Here is a 21759-nt window from a genome sequence, read left to right on the forward strand (position 1 = left end):
AATAAAGACAGACGACAATGGACGATAAGACATACGATTTTGATTTGGCAAAAGCGCCTCAGACGATCATCAAAGCGATAGGCGTCGGTGGCGGTGGTGGTAATGCTGTCAGCAACATGTACAAGGAAGGCATACATGATGTCTCTTTCGTGTTGTGTAATACCGATAATCAGGCTTTGCAGAAGTCCGATGTACCCGATAAGCTGCTGATCGGAAAGAATACGACTCGTGGTCTCGGATCGGGAAATGTCCCGGAAAGAGGCGAGGAGGCGGCTCTCGAAAGCGAAGATGAGATCCGCGAGATGCTGGACGACGGTACTCGTATGGCCTTTGTCACTGCCGGAATGGGCGGTGGTACAGGTACGGGAGCAGGGCCGATCGTAGCCAAGATATCGAAAGAGATGGGCATCCTGACTGTCGGTATCGTTACGATTCCTTTCCTGTTTGAAGGCCGTCAGAAGATTGTGAAAGCTGTCAAAGGCGTGCGGAAGATGGCGCAGAACGTGGACTCGCTGTTGGTGATCAACAACGAACGCCTGCGCGACTTGTATTCTGAAGAACGTATGAGCGTCCCCCAAGCCAACCGGAAAGCCGATGAAACACTGACGATCGCCGCTAAGAGCATCGCTGAGATTATTACGACTAATCTGGAGCAGAACGTCGACTTTGCCGATGTCGACACGACGATGCGCAACAGCGGTGTCGCCCTGATCAGTATCGGGTTCGGTGAAGGCGAAGGTCGCCTGCAACGGGCTATCGATGAGGCTTTGCATAGCACGCTGGTCAACGACATAGACAATATTTTCAATGCCAAACGAGTTGCTTTCGTGATCTACTACAGCCACGAAGACGCGCTCCGCATAGATGAGATGGATGATATCCACAACTTCATGGCACGTTTCAAGACAGACTACGAAGTGAAGTGGGGGCACGGCTATGACGACAGCTTAGGGGCTAAGATCAAGATTACGATCTTAGTGACCGGTTTCGGCCTGGAAGATGTCTTGTCCAAACAGCAACAGACACTCGATACCGAAGAAGATCTTCTTGCTGCCGCCCAAAAAGCCGAAGAGCTTAAGAAGAAAAAGGAAGAGGAAGACCAGTTGATCAACCGCTATTACCGCGATTATATCAACTTCCGCCCAAAAGCGGAAATCGTCATTCTCTCGACCGAAGAACTGGACGATGACAACCTGATCGCCCTTCTGGAAGAGACTCCGACCTATAAGCGGAATGCAAAGGAAATCCTGCAAGTACGCCGGAAAGACGACGGAGCGGCCCGCCCGCAGGGAACTGCGTTCCAGTCTTCATCCGCTAATCAAGGCAAGAAGTCGAAACCAGGCGGTACAGTGATCAGTTTCCGATAAATAATTCATAATTCATAACTCATAATTCTAAATAGATGGATTTGTTTGAAAGAGTCAGCGAAGACATTAAAAACGCAATAAAGGCGAAAGACAAAGTAGCCCTTGAAACACTGAGAAACGTCAAGAAGTTCTTCCTCGAAGCAAAGACTGCTCCGGGAGCCAACGATACATTGAGTGATGCCGACGCATTGAAGATCATGCAGAAGCTCGTGAAACAAGGCAAGGATTCCGCCACTATCTACGTGCAGCAGGGACGCCAGGATCTGGCCGATGATGAATTGGCACAGGTAGCCGTAATCGAAAAGTATCTGCCGGAACAGATGTCCGCCGAACAACTGGAAGCCGAGATAAAAGCAATCATTACACAGGTTGGCGCTGCCGGCCCGAAAGATATGGGCAAGGTAATGGGCGTTGCCTCCAAAGCATTGGCCGGAAAAGCCGAAGGCCGCATGATCTCGGAGGTCGTTAAGAAATTATTAAATCAATAGTAATAGGGGGTGTCAAAAGCCCCCCTATTAGCTTCTCTTATCTATACCACCAAATGTTTATTATTCAATTCTCTTTATACCATGATTACTTTTATTTGTTGCCTTATCGCGCTGATCGTAGGCTATTTCGTTTACGGTAAATTCATTGAACGTATTTTCGGTATCGATGCCAAGCGGCAGACACCTGCCTATACCCATCAGGACGGGGTGGATTACATTCCGATGCCCACCTGGAAGGTTTTTATGATCCAGTTTCTGAACATCGCCGGACTGGGCCCGATCTTCGGGGCCATCATGGGAGCGAAGTTCGGAACGGCTTCTTTCCTGTGGATCGTGTTAGGAAGTATCTTTGCCGGTTCGGTGCACGATTACCTGTCCGGTATGTTGTCCCTGCGTAATAACGGGGAGAGTCTGCCGGAGATTATCGGACGCTATTTGGGAGCGAACTTCAAGCAGTTTATGCGTGCCTTCACGGTGCTTCTGATGATATTGGTCGGTTCCGTATTTGTTGCCGGACCTGCCGGGCTGCTGGCAAAGCTGACGCCGGAGCATCTGGATGCTACTTTCTGGATTATTATTGTATTCCTCTATTATATCCTGGCAACGTTGTTGCCTGTCGATAAGATTATCGGCAAGGTCTATCCGTTGTTTGCAGGTGCTCTGCTGTTTATGGCGATCGGTATCCTGATCATGCTGTTTGTCCATCATCCGCCGTTGCCCGAGATTACGGACGGAATGCCGAATACCTATCCCGGCCATCTGCCTATCTTCCCGATCATGTTCGTGAGTATCGCCTGCGGGGCTATCTCCGGTTTCCATGCGACACAAAGCCCGTTGATGGCGCGTTGTATCAAGAATGAGAAATACGGCCGGCCGATCTTCTTCGGTTCCATGATTACGGAAGGTATTGTTGCCCTGATCTGGGCGGCAGCCGCTACTTATTTCTATCATAATAACGGGATGGGCGAGAACAATGCAGCCGTTGTGGTCGACAGCATAACAAAAGAATGGCTCGGTACCGTAGGCGGTATATTGGCCGTGTTAGGTGTGATTGCCGCGCCGATTACTTCCGGTGATACAGCCTTTCGTTCGGCCCGCCTGATCGTGGCTGACTTCCTGCATCTCGAACAGCGTAGCATTACCAAGCGCCTGATGATCTGTATTCCTCTTTTCCTGGTGGCCATCGGCCTTTTGCTTTATAGCCAGAAAGACAAGGACGGTTTCGACATGATCTGGCGTTATTTCGCCTGGAGTAACCAGACGTTGGCCGTGTTCACCCTGTGGGCTTTGACGGTCTATCTGGTAACGGCAAAGAAACTGTATATCGTGACTCTGATTCCGGCTCTGTTTATGACAGCCGTTTGTTCGACCTATATTTTTGTCGCCCCCGAAGGTTTGGGGATGGCAACCGGCCTGTCGCAGATTATCGGCGTTGCCATCACGGTTGTCGTCTTTGCTTTCTTCTTGGTATGGAAAAAGAAAAGCTGCAAATGATCATTTGCTCTTTTCCCAGAAATTGAAGGAAAAAGGTCAGAACTATAAAGCCCGGGCGGACTTATCCTTTTATCTTTATCCGCAGAAATCATTAAAAGGATAACCGCCATGAAAAAACTGATCAATTTACTGAGCCTTTTTTGCCTGTCTGCCCTGCTTCCGTTGTCGGCTGTAGGGGAACCTATTGACCGTGAAGCTGTGGTGAAGCGGCACAAGGTGTTTACGACAGGCACTCTGCTGAAAAGCCCGGCACAAGTGGGTAACGGCAAATTTGCTTTCGGGATGGATATCACCGGCTTGCAGACATTTGCCCCCTTTAATACCCTCTCCGATTGGGGTTGGCACAGTTACCCGCTGCCCGAAGGGACGAAGGTGGAGGATTACCGTCCCGTCGTTGTCGAAACGCACGGCAAAAAGATCGCCTACGAACTCCGTGATCCCAACCAGCCTGCATTGTCGGAATGGCTGACCCAGAATCCACACCGCATAAACTTAGGACGGATCGCCTTTCGCCTGCTGCGCGAGGACGGGAAAGAAGCTCGTGAACTGGACATAAAAGCCGCCCGGCAGGAGACCGATCTTTGGACCGGTGTGGTCTACAGTCGCTTTGAACTGAACCGCAAAGAGGTGAAAGTACGTACCGTCTGCCACCCGGGGAAAGACATGATCGGGGTCACTGTCGAATCGGAACTGCTTAAAGACGGATCGGTCAGTATCTACCTGGATTTCCCCTATGCGGATAAGCGCCAGTTCCCTCATTTCATGGGACGTTACGATACGATCTCCGGTCATACCTCCTCGTATGAAAAGTTGGCGCCTAACTCCGTCCGCATCAGCCGGACAATGGATGATACCCGCTATTATACCCAGTTCGACTGGACCGGGCAGGCCGTCTTTAGCCGTGAATCGGCAGATGCGCATAAATTTGTCCTCCAACCCCAAAACACCAACACGATCTCTTTCACCTGCTGTTTCTCGCCTGAGCCGATGGATAAGGTGACGGAACCCGTCGCCTCGATCGAACAGAAGAGCGCTGCCAGCTGGGAAAAATACTGGCGTTCGGGAGCTGCCATCGACTTGTCGGGCAGTAAAGACCCGCGCTGGCTGGAACTGGAACGCCGCGTCGTCCTCTCGCAATACTTGATGCGTGTGAACGAAAGTGGCCTCTATCCTCCCCAGGAATCCGGCCTGGTGAATAACGGCTGGTACGGCCGCTTCCACTTCGAGATGATCTGGTGGCATGGCGTGCACTATGGCCTGTGGAACCGGATGGAATGTTTCGACCGCTATCTGAACGTCTATAAGGACTTTATGCCGCAAGCCCTCGAACGTGCCAAGAGTGAAGGACGTTCCGGAGCGCGCTGGCCGAAGTGTACCGCTAACTTCAACCGCGAATGGCCCGGTAGTGCCCATGCCTATCTGATCTGGCACGAGCCCCATCCGATCTACTTCGCCGAGATGCAATACCGCCAGAATCCTACGCCCGAAACATTGACGAAGTGGAAAGATATCGTCTTGAACACGGCCGATTATATGGCGGACTACCTCTTCTACGACAAGAAAACGAAACAATATGTTCTTGGCCCTCCCGTCGTTGTCGTATCCGAGAATACAGACCCGTTGCAGACTATCAACCCTATTTTCGAACTGGGCTATTTCCGTTACGGCCTGCGTACGGCATTAGAATGGGCGGACCGTCTGCGACTGCCGGAAAAGAAGACGAGGAAATGGAAAGAAGTCCTTTCGAAGATGGCTTCCCTTCCGGTTGCTGATGGCGTCTACACGACCTACGAAGGCATCCCCGATATGTGGACGAAATATACCTACGAACACCCCGCCCTGACCGGCGTATATGGGATGTTGCCCGGTGACGGTGTAGATCAGGCGACTTTCAAGCGCACGCTTGAAAAAGTCACGGAGGAATGGCAGTTCGACCGCATCTGGGGCTGGGACTTCCCGATGTTGGCAATGGCAGCCGCCCGTACAGGCCAGCCGAAGTTGGCTATCGACATGCTGATGCACCCCTCTGCCGGCTTCCAGTTCGACGAACACGGCTTGGCGACAGGTGGCCCGTTCCCTTATTTCCCCTCCAACGGCGCACTGCTGACAGCCATTGCCATGATGTGTGGCGGTTGGGACGGTTCGTCAGGCGATGCCCCCGGTTTCCCGAAAGACGGAAGCTGGACGGTCCGGTATGAAGGGTTTGTCCCGATGCAATAGTAATTCAAGGGGGGGGCTTATTGTATAAAACGGATTTTTCACCTTCGGAAGAGGTCCGAAATTAAATAAATGTTAATCCACTTTTCAGCCGCCAAAAAGGGGCTTTTGCCGCTTTTTTGAGTGTTTTCCGCCATTACGACCGTCCTCTTTGCCATCACGACCGTGCTAATAGGTAGTGCACTCGGCAGCTCGCGAAGATTAGGACGGTCACAATGGTAATTTGGACGGTCGTAATTGGAAAGAGGACCGTCTTTAGGGCAAAAAAGGCCCTAAATTTCCTTGGGATATTTGGAACGCCGTCCGTTTTATTTTCAAATATTCGATTCTCCGGGAGTTTAGCTTTATCACATTGCCGGCGTTTCCGGTTTTCGGTAATCAAATTGTACGCTCTTCGGAGCGACCTCGGCACCTCCTTTCATCTGTTGTCAGATAAAAAGGCCTAAACCGTGAAAAGAGTCAATCCAAAATAGATCAAGATTTCGGATGAAATAGAAAAACGAGCAAAAAGGGGGTTATTGTATATTTTGCGATTTACAGGGGAGGGTAACTTAGGGGTTAATCAATCCAGGGGAGCTTCTTGTTATCCCGGAAATCTTATAAGAATATTTGAAATCTTTGAATCTTTTTCACAATTAAGTCTTTTCGATCCCGCAAAAATTGAATAAGCATTGCTTTTCAACGTGACAGGTATCGGTTCAAAAATGAATAGGTATTGCTCTCAAACGCAGTATTCATCGCGGTATTCCTTAAAAGATACCATTTTTTGAGCCGTTTGGCATGAAAGCTTTTTTAAGATTATGCGAAAAATGGATAAGTTATTGTGGAAGAGGAGTTTGAATGCCTGAAAAATGACTAAAAAAAACGATCGTTTTAATTCGTCATTTTTACTGCACAAAAATACGCATTCCTTTTTAAACCACAACTCTTTTCAATAAAAAAATTCCTACCCCTATATTCTTTCTTATCAATCAGATAGCAATTCCAGTACGAAAATCCGCCTTTTCAATACGAACTCCAAAGATAGCCGAAAAAAATGACGAATTAAAACGATCGTATTCGTAATCAAAGTACAAGAATTAACAAACGTACCTTATAATAGCGCGTACGTAGTATATAAAGAACTGACATTTCGATTAACTGTATTATTAATATTAAAATTTAGATTATGAACAAGAGATTTTCTACTCTCGTTGCTGCGTTCGCAGCATTTGCAAGTGTGGCCTCTGCTCAAATTGGTGACAAGTATGTGTATCTGGTAAGTTCTGATACTTTGACTTGGACGAAGGAAAGCGCAGGTGGCATTGACTCATTAGTTTTCAAGAAGTCTACTTCTGGGACTGTCTTTGACACGAAAGCTAAACAAGACTCCGCTTTGTGGTTGCCTAAGTTTGTAGAGAAAGCTGGTGCAGACTCTGTTTTCCAGTTTGTAAATAAGGCTACAAACAAGAACTTATCATTTTCAACAACAGTAAAAGATGGTGCTGGAAAATATACAGTAGCTATCAGAGAGGGTGTTGATAAATTTGTATTCAAGAATGGCGTAAGCGGTGGCTCTTTGATTTATGGTGTAGCTGCTGACGGAAAAGTTGTTACATTTAATAGTACTGCTGGCGAACTGGAAATTGTAGCAGGAAATTCTGAAAGTTTGCAAAGTAACAAGAAATTCACAACAGGCACAGCTGTTTCTATTGACTTGAAAACAGCAGAAGATCTTACTGGTAAGATCAATACATTTAAGCTGGAATTTAAAGGTAGAGATGGTAATATCTTTACTAACACAGATTTGATCCCTGTTCCGGTTGACGTTAATGGTGTTGCTAAATTTCGTTTCCAGGTTGTAGGCGATGAAAAGAGTGATAAGGGAACGAAGGCTCCGAAATATATCACAGTCGATACTGTTATGATCGGTACTGCTACTTCTGTTCAGGTTGCTGCTTTCCAATTGGATACAACAGTTGCAACGGGTAAAACAGGCTCTGCCTATAAGGGTTCTACTAACGAAGGTTTGCAGACATTCAAATTGTCAATGGATCTGGGTAACGATTCAATTGTTATCACAACAGACTCAATTGTTAAGTTTGCTAATGGTGCATATTATGTTGCAGATCACGGCAGTAACGCTGATGCTGCTGATGTTCCTTACACTGTAGGTTACAAAACATTCAATGGTACTCCGGTATTATGTATTGACTCTACTGCTATAGAAGCTCCGTTTATTGTTATCTCCAAAGGTACTCCGGTTAAATTGGCTGGTGGAACAGGCGTTTACTCTTTGCAGTTGAAATCTGCAACAGGCCAGTATAAAGATTATAATAACAAGTTCTTAGTTGGTAATGCTACAAGATCCGCTGCTACAAGTTATGCTGATGCAGCATCTGCTTATGTTCCTGCGACTCAATTCTATGTAAAAGAAAATGCTGATGGTACTTATTCTATTCAGGCTCGTGATGGAGGTACATCTGCAGCAATAACTGCTACTAATGGTGAAACACTATATAAAACTGTAGCAGGTGCAATATTGACAGATCAACCTTTATATGCTGTAGATGCAGCTAAGGGTATCTATGCAATCGGAAGAGCAGAAGGCGATACTTTGGCATTCACTAAATTGGATGTAGACATGGCTGACAAGTACATCGGTTACAAATATTATACAAAAGAAGAAATGGGTTACGGAGCTGTTAAGTTCAACCTGGCTTCTAAAGCAGCTGATGATATCTACTTAACTTTGGTTCAGGATTCTGTAATTGCAGGTGTTAAGGGTGCCGACAAAGCGCTTGAACTGCGTTTGATCGAAGGCGCTGACTTAAATACAACAGGCGATACAATTTATTACGGTGCTCAGGCTTTAGGTGATACGTTGATGCGTGTTGCTTATGGTATGGAAAAAACATACAATGCTGAAGGTGCTCGTTTTGCATATGAAAGTGCAATGGTGAAATTAGCAGATAAATCTAATGGTGGTCTTGCTGAAAACCAGAAACGTTTCTTCTTTGTTGAAAACCCGGCTGGCGGATCTTATAAGATTGTAGCTGCTGCAACAACTGGCAAGGAATTGGTTACTATGAACATCTCTAATCTTGCCGTAACTTATGATGAACCGACTGCAAGTGTTGAAACATACTTCAACATCGAAGGTGCTGAAGCTCCTACTTATGCAAAGGTTGCTCCGGGTCACTACAATGTAGTTAACGGTAATGAAATGTTGACTGCTTCTGCTGATGCTGCTAAATTCATGCGTGTTGGTGACGAGTTGAAGGCTACTGCTGAAGATTCAGACTTCTCTTTGTATATCGATTCTGCTTATGTAAACAGAGGTGATGATAATACAAACTATGGTTACTACATCTATAAGGGTGCAACAGTGAAGATCGCTTCTACAGAAGCAGCTGCTGATACTATCAAAGGTTATGTTTTAAGTGCTCCTAAAGCTGATAACTTCAAGAGTGCAACAGCAACTGGTGATAGCGTGATCTTCTGTGATGCTACTGTTATCGCTGATACATTGTGGTATGATGGTGAAGTAGATAAGAAGGGTAATCCTATCAAACACGAAGTAACGAGCAATAAATCTGTTGTAATGTTTGAAGTTCAGCCTTCAGGTGATTATGCAGCTGTTCTGATGAATGCTCCGGCTAAGAAGTTGGCAGTTGTTAATGGAACTGTAATCTTTACTGATGATGTTGCTGCTCAACCTCTTACATTAACAGCCTCTGAAGCTCCTACTGCAAACGAAACAACTCCTTCTGTATCAGAAGTAACGGTTATCGCTGCAAATGGTGCTATCCAGATCGTAGGTGCTCAGGGTAAGAAAGTTGTTGTAAGCAACATCTTAGGCCAGACAATCGCTAACACAGTCATCTCTTCTGACAATGCAACAATCGCTGCTCCTGCCGGTGTAGTTGTTGTAGCTGTTGAAGGCGAAGAAGCTGTAAAAGCTATCGTTAAGTAATTGACGATATAATAATGAATATAAAGCATTCTCTGTTTCCCTCTTGGGAGGGGACAGGAAGTGATTATATAATCAAATAATTCTAACATTCACGCGCGCGGCACGTTCAAAACGTCCAATTACCCCGCGAGGGAGAACAAGCGGTGAATATTAATACTAAAGTAATGAAATTACAAAAAGTTCATCTGTCCCTCCCTCTGTGAAGACCGAAGGCAGACAAAAAACAAGCTCGCGCAATCAATCAGGTTGCGCGGGCTTCGTTGTTTTTATTAGTAGAATATTTCTTTCTTTACAACATATGATACCCCTTCAACTCCCTCCTCAACGCCTGCGATTTCCCGTCTGTGACTTTGTCCATCAGGGACCAGAAGCGGTCGCTGTGGTTCATTTCGACGGTGTGGCAGAGTTCGTGCAGGAGGACATAGTCGACCAGGTGCCAGGGGAGGAGCATCAGGGAGAGGGATAGGTTGATGCTGCGGCGGGGCGTGCAGCTGCCCCAATGGCTTTTGCTGTTGAATATTTTGATTCCCGTACAGGTGAAACCGTGTTGGGTCGCCAGATTGAACAGGCGTGAAGGCAAGAGGCGGTGGGCTTCATGGCGGAGTGCCTTTTCCAAAAGACCTTTTAATAACTCCTGGACACACTTGTCGGTGAAGTCGGTTTGATTTGGACAGGCGATATGCAGGACGCCATCGTCGAGCTTCATGTAGAAATTGTCCCGGTCGGTGCAGAATATATGAAGACGGAAAGTAGCCGTCTGCATCTCCGTCTCCTCGTTCAAAAGAGGACGGGCAGGATGCTTGTCGAGCGCGGCACGCAGCTTCTCCTTGTTCTCGCGGATAAAAGCGAGCATACGCGCCTCGTTGCCGCCTAACGGCATAGTCGCTGTTATCGTCCCTTTGGAAATCTTGAGCGTATAGCGGGTCGCGCGAGGACTGGTACGGAGAAGGATGGTTCCCAACTCTTTGTCGTATATTGTCTTTTCCATATTCGTTTGCAAAAGTAATACTTTACGGGCAAACAATATATGCCCGGAATTGCTTATCTTTGCGCCCGAATAACGATAATGAGTATAAACAATATAATAATTTAAGCAATCATGAGCAAGAAAGCCCTTTTAATGATTCTTGACGGCTGGGGTATCGGCGATCAAGGTAAAGACGATGTAATCTTTAACACTCCCACTCCTTATTGGGACAGTTTGCTGGCTAATTATCCTCATTCCCAGTTGCAGGCAAGCGGCGAAAACGTAGGGCTGCCTGACGGACAAATGGGTAACTCTGAAGTAGGACACCTCAATATAGGCGCCGGACGTATCGTTTATCAAGACTTGGTAAAGATCAACCGTGCATGCGCGGACAACAGTATAATGAAGAACCCCGGAATCGTTGCTGCTTTTTCTTACGCTAAGGAACACGGCAAGAACGTGCATTTCATGGGGCTGACTTCCAACGGTGGCGTACACAGCTCTTTCGACCACCTGTTTAAACTTTGCGATATCGCGAAGGAATACGGGATTGACAATACGTTCATCCACTGCTTTATGGATGGCCGTGATACGGACCCGAAGAGCGGTAAAGGCTTTATCGAACAACTGACGGCTCATTGTGCACAGTCTGCCGGCAAGATCGCTTCTATCGTCGGCCGCTTCTATGCAATGGACCGCGACAAACGTTGGGAACGTGTGAAAGAAGCTTACGACCTGCTGATCGAAGGCAAGGGCAAACAAGCTACCGATATGGTTCAGGCTATGCAGGAATCATATGACGAAGGCGTGACCGACGAATTTATCAAACCGATCAATAACGCAACTGTAGACGGCACAATCAAAGAAGGCGACGTTGTCATCTTCTTCAACTACCGTAACGACCGTGCAAAAGAATTGACAGTCGTACTGACCCAGCAGGATATGCCGGAACAGGGTATGCACACGATCCCCGGTTTGCAATACTATTGCATGACTCCGTACGATGCATCGTTCAAAGGTGTTCACATCCTGTTCGACAAGGAAAACGTACAGAATACATTAGGCGAATACTTAGCTAACTGCGGCAGGACTCAGCTCCACATCGCCGAGACAGAGAAATACGCTCACGTGACTTTCTTCTTCAATGGCGGACGCGAAACCCCGTATGACGCAGAAGAACGCATCTTGGTTCCGAGCCCGAAAGTGGCTACTTACGACCTAAAACCGGAAATGAGCGCTTACGAAGTGAAAGATAAACTGGTGGAAGCTATCGGGACACAGAAGTTCGACTTTATCGTGGTGAACTATGCCAACGGTGATATGGTCGGCCATACCGGTATCTACGGCGCTATCGAAAAGGCTGTCGAAGCTATCGACAACTGCGTGAAAGATACGGTTGAAGCTGCAAAAGCCAACGGTTATGAAGTTATCATCATCGCCGACCACGGTAATGCCGATCACGCGTTGAACGAAGACGGCACTCCCAACACGGCTCACTCCCTGAACCCTGTTCCATTCGTATATGTAACAGAGAACAAGGACGCTAAAGTTGAAAACGGAGTTCTGGCAGATGTCGCTCCTTCTATCCTGCACATCTTGGGCATGGCACAGCCGGCTGAAATGACAGGAAAAGATTTGATTAAGTGATACAAATAGATAATACCCTCGTCAGTCTCGACGTCCTTGAGTGCCAGTTTCTTTGTGATCTGTCGCATTGTAAAGGTGTTTGCTGCGTGGAAGGCGATTCGGGCGCTCCCTTGCAGAAGAAAGAGATTGCCGAGCTGGAAAAGGCTTTACCTGTCATCTGGGACGACCTTGCGCCAGAAGCTCAGGAAATCATCAAAAAACAAGGCGTTGCCTATATTGATGAGGAAGGCGATATTGTAACCTCCATCGTAAACGGTAAGGACTGTGTCTTTACCTGTTACGATGCCGATGGTACGTGTAAATGTGCTGTCGAAAAGGCTTATCGCGAAGGAAAGTTGTCTTTCTATAAGCCCGTTTCCTGTCATCTGTATCCGATCCGGGTGACCGAGTATGACAAATTCAGTGCGGTCAACTATAACCGTTGGAATATCTGCAAGGCCGCTGAGATATTGGGTAAGAAGGAGAAACTCCCCGTCTATAAGTTCCTTAAAGAGCCGTTGATCCGCCGTTTCGGCCAGAAATGGTATGCGGCGCTTGAAGAGGTGGCAACGGAGTGGGAGAAGCAGAAGGAAGAAGAATAGTATAGTGTGTCTGTATTTACCGGACGCAGAAAACGCAGAGTAACGCAGATAATTTATTTCTAACAAAATAATTCTGCGTTACTCTGCGTTTTCTGCGTCATCTGCGTCCGGTTGTTTTGTTTTTTAAATATCCGTTTTCCGGATCAAGTCGGCCGACTGTCCTTCCTCGTTCAGGTATGTTTCGATATGCCGTTTCTTCTTTTCTTCCAGAATCTCGTCGATAGCGATCAGGATGCCGGTTTCTTCCACTTCACCGAATTCATGGTTGATGGCCGTACCGAATACGCGCATCTTGGGAGAGAGGCTCATGTAGGCATTCACCAGCGGCGGCACGTTGATACCGAACTTGCGAACCTCCTGGTTCAAGACCTTATAATTGTCCCTGAAATTGTCATATTTGAAAAGTTCCTGCATCTTCTCCAGGTCCGTACCCGTCTCCAAAGGATAAACGGGGGTAATCAGCTTTTCCGGATCGGGAAAGTGCATGTTCAAGAAATAGAGGATCATGTTGCGCGCTTCGGAATTGTAGGTGTTGTACATCGTCACCTTCCCGAAATAATACTGTAAGCTCGGGTCGACAACGGAAAGAGCTCCCAGGCCATCCCAAAGGTTATCCAGTACGAACAGCCCCTTTGCACTGCCGCTACGGGTGGACTGATATTCTAATGTCACAAATGAACGACCTAACTCGACCGTGTATGGCAAGTATTCTTTATTAAACTTTTCAGAGAAATTGAACAGGTGGGAAGTTGCTAAAATCGGTTTGCCCGTCTCGTCGAACTTTACGTCCGACCCGCAAAGGAAGCGGTACCCGCCAAGTATCTGTTCGTCTTCGGGGCTCCATACGATAAGCTGGCGATAGGCATCTTCCATTGTGTCGTATTCATCGATATCGACCGGGCAGCCTGTCCCGCCTCCATAGTAACGGAAAGCGATTTCCCTGAGCCGTCCGATCTCCTGCATCACGTTGGGAGAGTCGTGGGCAGTGACAATGTATATCTCATTGTTGGATTTATTCGTTCTCCTGAGCTTTTTCTCTTTGGTCAGTTCTGCCTTCAGGAGAGCATGGTCTATCGGTTTGATAACGTCTTGCATATAAAATAAGTCTATTATTTCTTTAGATTATAAACGATCCCTTTTACCCATTCGGCCCACTCGGCCGGTTTACGGCTGTTGTCGAAGGTTTGCCAGGGAATCGGCTTTCCGAAATAAATGCGGAATGTTTTGTGTTTGCTTCTGAACATCTCGTCCGGCAGATAAACCATTTCATAGTTCATCTTTATGCCCAATGCCTTGCGCAGGTTGGCGAGACGATAGAAGAAGTTAGAGTTGCGTCCTTCGAAAAAGACCGGTATGATGTCCCGTTGACACTCGACTGCTTTCTGGATAAAAGACTTTTTCCATTCGATGTCTTGTATCTTTCCATTTTGTTTGCGTGAGCACAGGCCGGCCGGGAATGTGATGATCTGGTTGTCCGAAGCATAGGCTTCCTCAATCAGTTGTGCATTCTTTTTGCCTTGTGCCCCGTGCTTGTTGACCGGAACAAAAATAGACCTCAAATTAGACAGATACAGCAGCAGGTCATTCACCAGATAACGGATCTTGCCGTCGAAGCGTCCGCCGATAACCGCCGACAGGCAGATACCGTCCAGTCCGCCTAACGGATGGTTCGAAGCGAATATATACCGTCCTTCTGCAGGGATATTCTCTTCATTTACCAATTCCAGGTTCAGGTCGAAATATCCGATCAACTCCTGCATGAACGCCACCCCATCCTTGTCGTGATACCGGCGGAGAATGTCGTTCAGCTCATCCTGATGAACCGTACGGATCAGATAGTTAACCACAAAGCCGGGAATTTTCCGGGCTGCCGAAGGAGCCTTTTGTTGTAATACTTGCTTGATGTCTATCTGTGTAATACCTTCTTGTGTCATTTCACATAACTCTTACGAAAGGCAAAGATAGAGTTAATAATTAAAAGTCAATACTTTCGGGAAAAATTTTTGAGTGTTGTCTGCAACAAATTGTGTTACAATTCTGTTACTATTAGTTAGTACGGGGCATATAACGTGTACGCAAATAGTGAATAAGAGGGTTAACCGGTTGATTTAAAACCGGATAAGGTAATCGTAGCATATGTATGGTAAGCTATTTTTAACACAGTTATCCTCTTGTTTTTACCTTTTTTGTGTGAATATTAAATTAAAAGACGCTTTATTTGTCGTGTTAAAAAGAGAGATTTATAGATATGAGGAAGTCTACGATTTGGTTGCTTGCGGTGGTGATGGCTTTTGCTTTCGCCGGTTTGCTCTTTTTACAGGTAAAATACGTAAGCATCATACTCAAAAAAAGTAGCGAACAGTTCAATGAAACTGTCAAAAGAGCGATGCACCAGGTTTCGAAAAACTTGGAACTCGAAGAGACGCTCAAATATCTGGAAGAAGACCTTAGCCGCGACGAAGCCAACAACTATCTTTACCAGAACGGCCAAAGCAACTTGAGCGATGAGATGATCTCCGAGAAAAAATATAGGATGCAGTTTACCCAATCCGACGGCACGGTTGAACATATAGAGTTTCACAGTGATATCCGGACGCGTAAAATCGAACCGCTATCCTCCCTCGGCAGCAATAAATCGCCCAATAGCATCGTTAGTACATCAAAAGACTTGCAGCAAACATTGAAACGCCGTTATCATTACCAGAGCGGTTTGGTGAACGATGTTATATTGAATATCCTGCACACTGCAAATCTGAAGCCGATCGAAGAAAGGATAGATTTTAAAAAGCTGAATAATTACTTAAAATCAGAATTTATTAACAACGGATTGAACCTGCCGTTCCTCTTTTCTGTTATTAACAAAGACGGCAAGATCGTATATCAGAGCGGGGAGATGCCTCTTGTATCAGATGTGATTACACAGGTCTTATTCCCCAACGACCCGCCTTCGAAGCAGAATTTACTGAGGGTGTATTTTCCGACGAAGGGTGATTATATTTCAAGTTCGGTAACATTTATTGTGCCGTCCATCCTCTTCTCGCTGATACTTTTGGTAACATTTATTTTTACCATTTATATCGTATTCCGCCAGAAGAGACTTTCGGAAATGAAGAATGACTTTATCAATAATATGACGCATGAACTGAAGACACCGGTTTCGACCATCTCGCTCGCCGCGCAGATGTTGAAAGACTCGGATATCACGAAAAGCCCCGATGTATTCAAGCATATCTCGGGTGTGATCAACGACGAGACGAAACGACTGGGCTTCCTGGTGGAAAAGGTTCTGCAGATGTCGCTGTTCGAGCGTCAGAAAGCGGCCCTCAAGCTGAAAGAGGTGGATGCAAACGATTTGCTGGCAAACGTAGCCAACACATTCGCCTTGAAAGTGGAAAAATACGAAGGCTCGATCGATATCGACCTGCAGGCAGAAGATTCGAACATCTACGTGGACGAAATGCATATTACGAACGTACTGTTCAACTTATTAGATAACGCAGTCAAGTATCGTCGCCTCGAAGTGCCGCTGACGCTTATGTGCCGCACCTGGAACGAGAACGGCAAATTATTGATATCGATAGAAGACAACGGTATCGGAATCAAGAAAGAATACCTTAAGAAAGTATTCGACCGCTTCTTCCGCGTGCCGACTGGAAACGTACACGACGTGAAAGGGTTCGGTCTCGGACTCGCTTACGTCCGTAAAATAGTGGAGGACCACAAAGGCACGATACGCGCCGAGAGTGGAGCCGGAAATGTAGGAACAAAATTTATTATTACTTTACCTCTTATAAAAAGTTAGTTATGGAAGAAAAGCTGAAAATCTTCTTTTGCGAAGACGACGAGAACCTGGGTATGCTATTAAGAGAATACTTACAGGCAAAAGGTTATGTAACTGACCTCTTCTCCGATGGAGAAGCCGGTTACAAAGGTTTCACCAAAGGCAAATATGACCTTTGCGTACTGGACGTGATGATGCCGAAAAAAGACGGTTTCACACTGGCGCAGGAAATCCGCTCTATCAACCCTGATATCCCCGTAATCTTCCTTACAGCCAAGACTATGAAGGAAGATATCCTGGAAGGATTCAAAATCGGTGCAGATGATTATCTGACAAAACCTTTCAGCATGGAAGAGCTGTTGCTTCGTATCGAAGCTATCCTTCGCCGTGTGAAAGGCAAGAAGATGAAAGATATTCCTTTCTACAAGTTAGGTAACTTCTTGTTCGATACCCAGAAACAGACTTTGGCTATCGGTGATAAGGTTACGAAGCTGACAACTAAGGAATGCGAACTGTTGAGCCTGCTTTGTGCTCATGCAAATGAAATCCTGGAACGTAATTATGCCCTGAAGACAATCTGGGTAGATGATAACTACTTCAATGCCCGTAGCATGGACGTGTATATCACGAAACTTCGGAAACTGTTGAAAGATGATCCGGGAATCGAAATCATCAACATCCACGGTAAGGGTTACAAGCTGATCACTCCTTCCGGAGAAGAAGCTGCCCGCGAAGAAGGCATCCAGGTTCTTTAATCAGGCAACGATTAAAAAGAATCCGTAGAAAAAAGCCCCGGCTGCATCGTTTGCGGCCGGGGCTTTATTTATTTAATAGTATGAAAATCGTTGTAGTTCCAGCATAACTTCGTCAGCGATATATTCGTCGCTGAAAGTATAGAGCTCTTCATTTCTCTTTTACTTGTTCAACGTTAATGAAATGAAGATAATTATCTATCATTTCCTGATTCAAAAGGCAAATCTGATTGTTTCTTTTCCCAGAGCGACAAGGTTTCCAGAACGTCTTCGGTAACGTATTCGCGGCTCTGTGTGTGAAGCGTGTCGTAGAACTTCCAGATATAATTATCTATCAGACCTATGCGCTTCATCCGGCCATACATTTCCCTTGCAGGACATCCCACCGCATTTGCAGCGGACTCTACGCAGGAGGCTACATCTGACTTTGTGTTTTCTTAACTTTTGGTGGATGAGGAAAATACCCTTCTTCATAAAAAAGGATATTTTGGCATGTTTTGATAGTTAGGGCGGAAGGGATGTTTTGGATAGATATATGGTTGATATCCTTTAGCTTATATATTAATATAGGCGCATACGTGTATTGCCTGAAAAGAGGGGATTTTCGTCCTTATTTTAGGCTGTTTTTAGATTGTAAATTGCTGATTGTTATTTAGATAGGTTGACTTTTTGGAATGACTAATGAAAACGTACGTTTAGATTCGTCATTTTTCAGCTACAAAAATACAACTACTTTTTAAACCTGCAATCCTTTTCCTGAAGAATTTTTCCTTTTCTATATCCTTTCTTATCAATTAGATAGCTTAGCTTGTACGAAAGTACCTCTTTTCAACACGAACCTCCCATGAAGTCCCCAAAAAATGACTAAAAAAAACGTACGTTTTCTCACGTCATTATACCGGAATTAAGTTAAAAGTCCTGTAGTACAAGGGCTATCAGATAGAACGAAATACATATTAGTTACATTATTATTAATTAAACATTTTAGAATTATGAACAAAAAGTTTTTTACTCTTTTGGCCGTCTTAGGACTGGCTATAAGCTCGTTCACAATGGCGCAATCAGACATTGTGAAAGGGGACTATTATCATTTAGAGACACAGACTGTCGGAACAACTACAACTTCTGCATTAAACTTGGTTTTGACAGAAGAAACAACTGATGGTAAAGCGGCTCTTGTTGCTATGACTACAGCTTCTACTCTTGCTACTTCCGACTCTGCTTTATGGAAAGTGGATTATACATTAGATGTGACTTCCGGTGAGTATTCTTATGTATTTAAGAATAAGGCTACAGGCGCTCAACTTTCTTTTGCTGCAGGAAGTAATGCCCTTACTGATGCGACACTTGTTATCAATACTGATGATTATGATGACAATCCAGTAACAGGTGTAAAAGATAATGCAACGTTAAGTGGTTCTTTGAACTTTAATTGGGGTAGCCCATTAGCCGCCGGTGTTCCTACTACTGCTGCCGTATTAACTTCTTATATTCCGACAAAAGACTCAACTTTGTCTTTGGCTGTTAAGTTCGATGGTGGTATAGCAACTGCTGCAGATACTAAATATCCGATTATTCAGGTAATGACAGAAGGAAATGCTAAACCGACTGCAGGTGCAACTACAGAAAAGAATGCTATCCTTGCAGTAAAACCAGTTCGTGCTACAGCAAAAAAACTGACAGGTACAGAGCTTAACAACATGCTGGGTACAGGCAGAGGTTTCCAATTGTTTTTCTCTTATAAGAATAAGTTGACTACTGCTAATAATGCTTTGGCTGGGGTTATCTTCGAAGCTGTAAACGATGAAGATGGTGTAGCTGCAACAACTGGTTCTGATGTATTGCTGAAAGCAAAAACATTAACTCCGAAAAAGAGCGGAACGAATGTAACAAAAAGCCTTTATGCTTATGTTGACACTATCTGCTATGATGCAGCTAATCCGACTGCTGATGGAACTAAGTTAACTTTCAAAGTTGATACTTTACCTACTACAGATGGTAGTGTAGGTACTTCTAATGGATTGTTGACGAAGGCTGCCTATACATTCAACTTCTATTCAGATCCTTCTTCTGCAAACGATTCTGTGGCTGTGTTTGTTACAGCTTCTTATGATGTTGCAGGTGCAGGTGCAACTCCTCCGAGAACTTGGGCAAACAAGACTGCTTCTGTTGGTGCATTCCCATTGCAGATCGCTCCTCTTGCCGGAATTTCTACAGATAAATTGGTTTTGACAACAGGCGCTGACCAAGTTGCAGCAACTGCTCTTCCTGAAGAAACCCGTATCTCCTTCACCGGTGGTGCCGCTCCTGCTCCTCTATTCGACGCAACGAAGGTTTACTCTGTAAAGAATGTAAATGAAGAAGCTGGTGATGAGCATGCCGGTAAATATATGGTAGTGGCTCCGATTTCTGCTATTGCTTATGGCGAAGCTTATTCAAGTAAGGTATTTGCTCACCTGCCTTCTACGCAGTTCGTGTTTGACGGCGCTAAGATGATCAATCGTGAATTGAATACAGTTTCAACAGATGCTCTTTATTCAGTAGAAGGTAAGGACGATGTTTATACCAACCTGGCAGATACATTCGAAATCAAAGCAATGGAAGATGTAAACCTGAAGGACTCAACAATGGGTTGGTCTTATATCACTGCTGATTCTTTGACTAACTATGCATTCTCTTTGGATTATGTATCAGGTATTTTGGAAGGTCGTAGCATCAATATGAAGGCAGACTCTGCTGTAGTTGCTACAACAGAAGAAGGCAAGCTGTTTAAGTTGGAAGCTGTAGGCTTTGGTAAAGTTACCGATGCAGCCGAAGTTGATGGCGTTAAGACTCTTTACAATCAGGCTTATAAGATTTATACTAAAGACAAGAAGTTTGTTGTAGTTAAAAACGGTTCTACCGGTAAATTGGCTCTGACTTCTGTTACAAGTGCAGCTGGTGCCGCAGCAGCAGATGCTTTCTTCTTGAAAGAAACAGAAAACAAGGGTGAATATATCCTGGTCAATGGTGCTTCTAAGTACAATGTAAACTCTACTACAGAAGCTCTGGAAGCAGTGGGCTTGAACCTGAACAACAACGCATTTGCCGTACAGGTAGAAAAAGCTCCTGAATATGTACTGGATGCTAAGGGTCACTACAACATCGAAAACCTGCGTGGCGACATGTTGGCAGCTGATGCTCAGGGCTTCGGTATGTTCCGCAAGGAAGGCGAACTGAAAGCTGATTATGTAGCAACAGACTTCGCTCTGTATGTAGACACTGCTAAGATCCATGCAACACAACCTTCTTACTTCATCCTGTCAGGCGCTAAAGCTGGCGAAGGTTCTGAATTGGAAGGTAACTTCTTGCGTGTAATGACTGACTCTGTTACTGCTAATGTTGAAGGTTACAAAGCTGCTAACGGTATGACTCGTCTGGCATTCGTCCCTGCAAAACGTGAAGCTACAAGCGACTCTCTGCTGGTTAACTATCAGAAAGAAACATTTGTAAAGGGTGATAGCGTAGGCTATAAGGGCAAACAGGCTGGTATCGAACAGTTCCAGTTCAAGATTCAGTACACTGAAACAGATGGTCAATATATTATAGAAAATGCAGCTGGTTATCTGGCTACATACAATGATGTATTGTGCTTATCTCCGAAGAGTGACGGTATTGAAAAGTCTCAGTTGATCAAACTGACTACTACTTCTGCTCCTACAGCCAACGAAGGTGTCGAAGTATCTGAAGTGAAAGTGATTGCCGGTAACGGTAATGTTCAGATCATCGGTGCTGCCGGCAAGAAAGTTGTTATCACGAACATCTTGGGCCAGACAGTTGCTAACACAGTCATCACTTCAAGCGACGCAACCATCGCTGCTCCTGCCGGTGTAGTTGTAGTTGCTATCGAAGGCGAAGATGCTGTAAAGGCAATCGTAAAATAAGAATGAAATGATAATCAAATAATTCGATCGCGCGGGATTGTGCGGGATGCGCGTAGAGACGGACGGCCGTCCGTCTCTACATTACGGATGAATATCCGTTTATCCCTATCAACACCAATTACCCTGCGACAGGCGAACAAGCGGTCAGATTTAATATTAATAATACTAAAGTATATTGAATTTAAAAAGTTCAATGTGGCCGGTAGCCCTGTGAAGAGTGAAAGCCCACAAAAGACAAGCCCCGAAAGATGGTAACACTTCCGGGGCTTTGTCGTTTTATAGTGTTTCGTGGGGATGTGTCAAAAGTAAGTTCTAACGCTTTAGCGTGTCATTGCGGGCTTGCCCCGTAACCTCATTCTGGGCTGATTTACAGTGATTAGAATGAGATGGCGGGTCAAGCCCGCCAGGACGCAGACGCTATAAATAGGACTTTTGACACATCCCCATTCTTACAACTGTATCTGTATAAGTAAGCGTGAAGGTCCTGACTCGTCAAGATCGCTTGCGAAATGGTATTGCAGTACTTCATGGGTTTATAGTGCCGTAAAGGAATGAATAACCCGGCAGATAGAATGAACGATGCGGGA

Annotated in this window: 13 protein-coding genes and 1 pseudogene; 10 read left to right on the forward strand and 4 right to left on the reverse strand. The window is 45.4% G+C overall.

All coding sequences use genetic code 11. The features are described from left to right. Positions 1 to 17 precede the first annotated feature (17 nt). The 5 genes from ftsZ to DWW90_RS11690 all read left to right on the forward strand — a co-directional run bounded on the left by ftsZ (position 18) and on the right by DWW90_RS11690 (position 9521). On the forward strand, positions 18 to 1367 hold the full coding sequence (gene ftsZ / locus DWW90_RS11670) for a cell division protein FtsZ (RefSeq protein WP_122345094.1): 1350 nt from the start codon (positions 18 to 20) through the stop codon (positions 1365 to 1367). A gap of 35 nt (positions 1368 to 1402) precedes the next feature. After that, positions 1403 to 1855 (forward strand): GatB/YqeY domain-containing protein, encoded by a 453-nt coding sequence (locus tag DWW90_RS11675; RefSeq protein ID WP_122345095.1) that lies wholly within the window; start codon positions 1403 to 1405, stop codon positions 1853 to 1855. 81 nt (positions 1856 to 1936) lie between these two features. Further along, positions 1937 to 3349, forward strand: a complete 1413-nt coding sequence (locus DWW90_RS11680) for a carbon starvation protein A (RefSeq protein ID WP_122345096.1) — start codon at positions 1937 to 1939, stop codon at positions 3347 to 3349. Positions 3350 to 3457: 108 nt separating this feature from the next. Next, a complete protein-coding gene (locus tag DWW90_RS11685) occupies positions 3458 to 5569 on the forward strand; it encodes a hypothetical protein (protein WP_122345097.1) in 2112 nt (703 codons plus the stop codon). A 1165-nt stretch (positions 5570 to 6734) separates the two neighbouring features. Then, a complete protein-coding gene (locus DWW90_RS11690) occupies positions 6735 to 9521 on the forward strand; it encodes a DUF6383 domain-containing protein (protein WP_122345098.1) in 2787 nt (928 codons plus the stop codon). Between the two features lie 289 nt (positions 9522 to 9810). On the opposite strand, the gene DWW90_RS11695 is transcribed toward DWW90_RS11690, so the two are convergent. After that, on the reverse strand, positions 9811 to 10509 hold the full coding sequence (locus tag DWW90_RS11695; RefSeq protein WP_122345099.1) for a M48 family metallopeptidase: 699 nt from the start codon (positions 10507 to 10509) through the stop codon (positions 9811 to 9813). Positions 10510 to 10620: 111 nt separating this feature from the next. Here DWW90_RS11695 and gpmI point away from each other — a divergent pair, with 111 nt between their 5' ends. Both gpmI and DWW90_RS11705 read left to right on the forward strand, forming a co-directional pair. Further along, positions 10621 to 12135 (forward strand): 2,3-bisphosphoglycerate-independent phosphoglycerate mutase, encoded by a 1515-nt coding sequence (gene gpmI, locus DWW90_RS11700; RefSeq protein WP_122345100.1) that lies wholly within the window; start codon positions 10621 to 10623, stop codon positions 12133 to 12135. After that, positions 12132 to 12716, forward strand: coding sequence for a DUF3109 family protein (locus tag DWW90_RS11705; RefSeq protein WP_122332594.1), 585 nt, complete (start codon positions 12132 to 12134; stop codon positions 12714 to 12716). The genes gpmI and DWW90_RS11705 overlap by 4 nt, the downstream gene beginning before the upstream one ends. A 123-nt stretch (positions 12717 to 12839) precedes the next feature. Here DWW90_RS11705 and DWW90_RS11710 read toward each other — a convergent pair whose 3' ends face one another. Then, a complete protein-coding gene (locus DWW90_RS11710) occupies positions 12840 to 13811 on the reverse strand; it encodes a GNAT family N-acetyltransferase (protein ID WP_115500763.1) in 972 nt (323 codons plus the stop codon). A 14-nt stretch (positions 13812 to 13825) separates the two neighbouring features. Beyond that, positions 13826 to 14650 carry a 1-acyl-sn-glycerol-3-phosphate acyltransferase gene (locus DWW90_RS11715; RefSeq protein WP_122345101.1) on the reverse strand — a complete coding sequence of 275 codons (825 nt, stop codon included), beginning with the start codon at positions 14648 to 14650 and terminating at the stop codon, positions 13826 to 13828. Between the two features lie 314 nt (positions 14651 to 14964). On the opposite strand from DWW90_RS11715, the gene DWW90_RS11720 reads away from it, so the two are divergent. Beyond that, positions 14965 to 16518 (forward strand): HAMP domain-containing sensor histidine kinase, encoded by a 1554-nt coding sequence (locus tag DWW90_RS11720; RefSeq protein WP_115500765.1) that lies wholly within the window; start codon positions 14965 to 14967, stop codon positions 16516 to 16518. Between the two features lie 2 nt (positions 16519 to 16520). Then, a complete protein-coding gene (locus DWW90_RS11725) occupies positions 16521 to 17252 on the forward strand; it encodes a response regulator transcription factor (RefSeq protein WP_005634267.1) in 732 nt (243 codons plus the stop codon). A gap of 191 nt (positions 17253 to 17443) precedes the next feature. Here the strand turns inward: DWW90_RS11725 and DWW90_RS11730 are convergent. After that, positions 17444 to 17653: pseudogene (locus tag DWW90_RS11730) on the reverse strand (DUF3791 domain-containing protein); the annotation flags it as partial. A 588-nt stretch (positions 17654 to 18241) separates the two neighbouring features. On the opposite strand from DWW90_RS11730, the gene DWW90_RS20980 reads away from it, so the two are divergent. Further along, on the forward strand, positions 18242 to 21172 hold the full coding sequence (locus DWW90_RS20980) for a DUF6383 domain-containing protein (RefSeq protein WP_122345102.1): 2931 nt from the start codon (positions 18242 to 18244) through the stop codon (positions 21170 to 21172). Positions 21173 to 21759 lie beyond the last annotated feature (587 nt).

Source organism: Parabacteroides sp. AF17-28, from assembly GCF_003479205.1.
GTDB lineage: Bacteria > Bacteroidota > Bacteroidia > Bacteroidales > Tannerellaceae > Parabacteroides > Parabacteroides acidifaciens.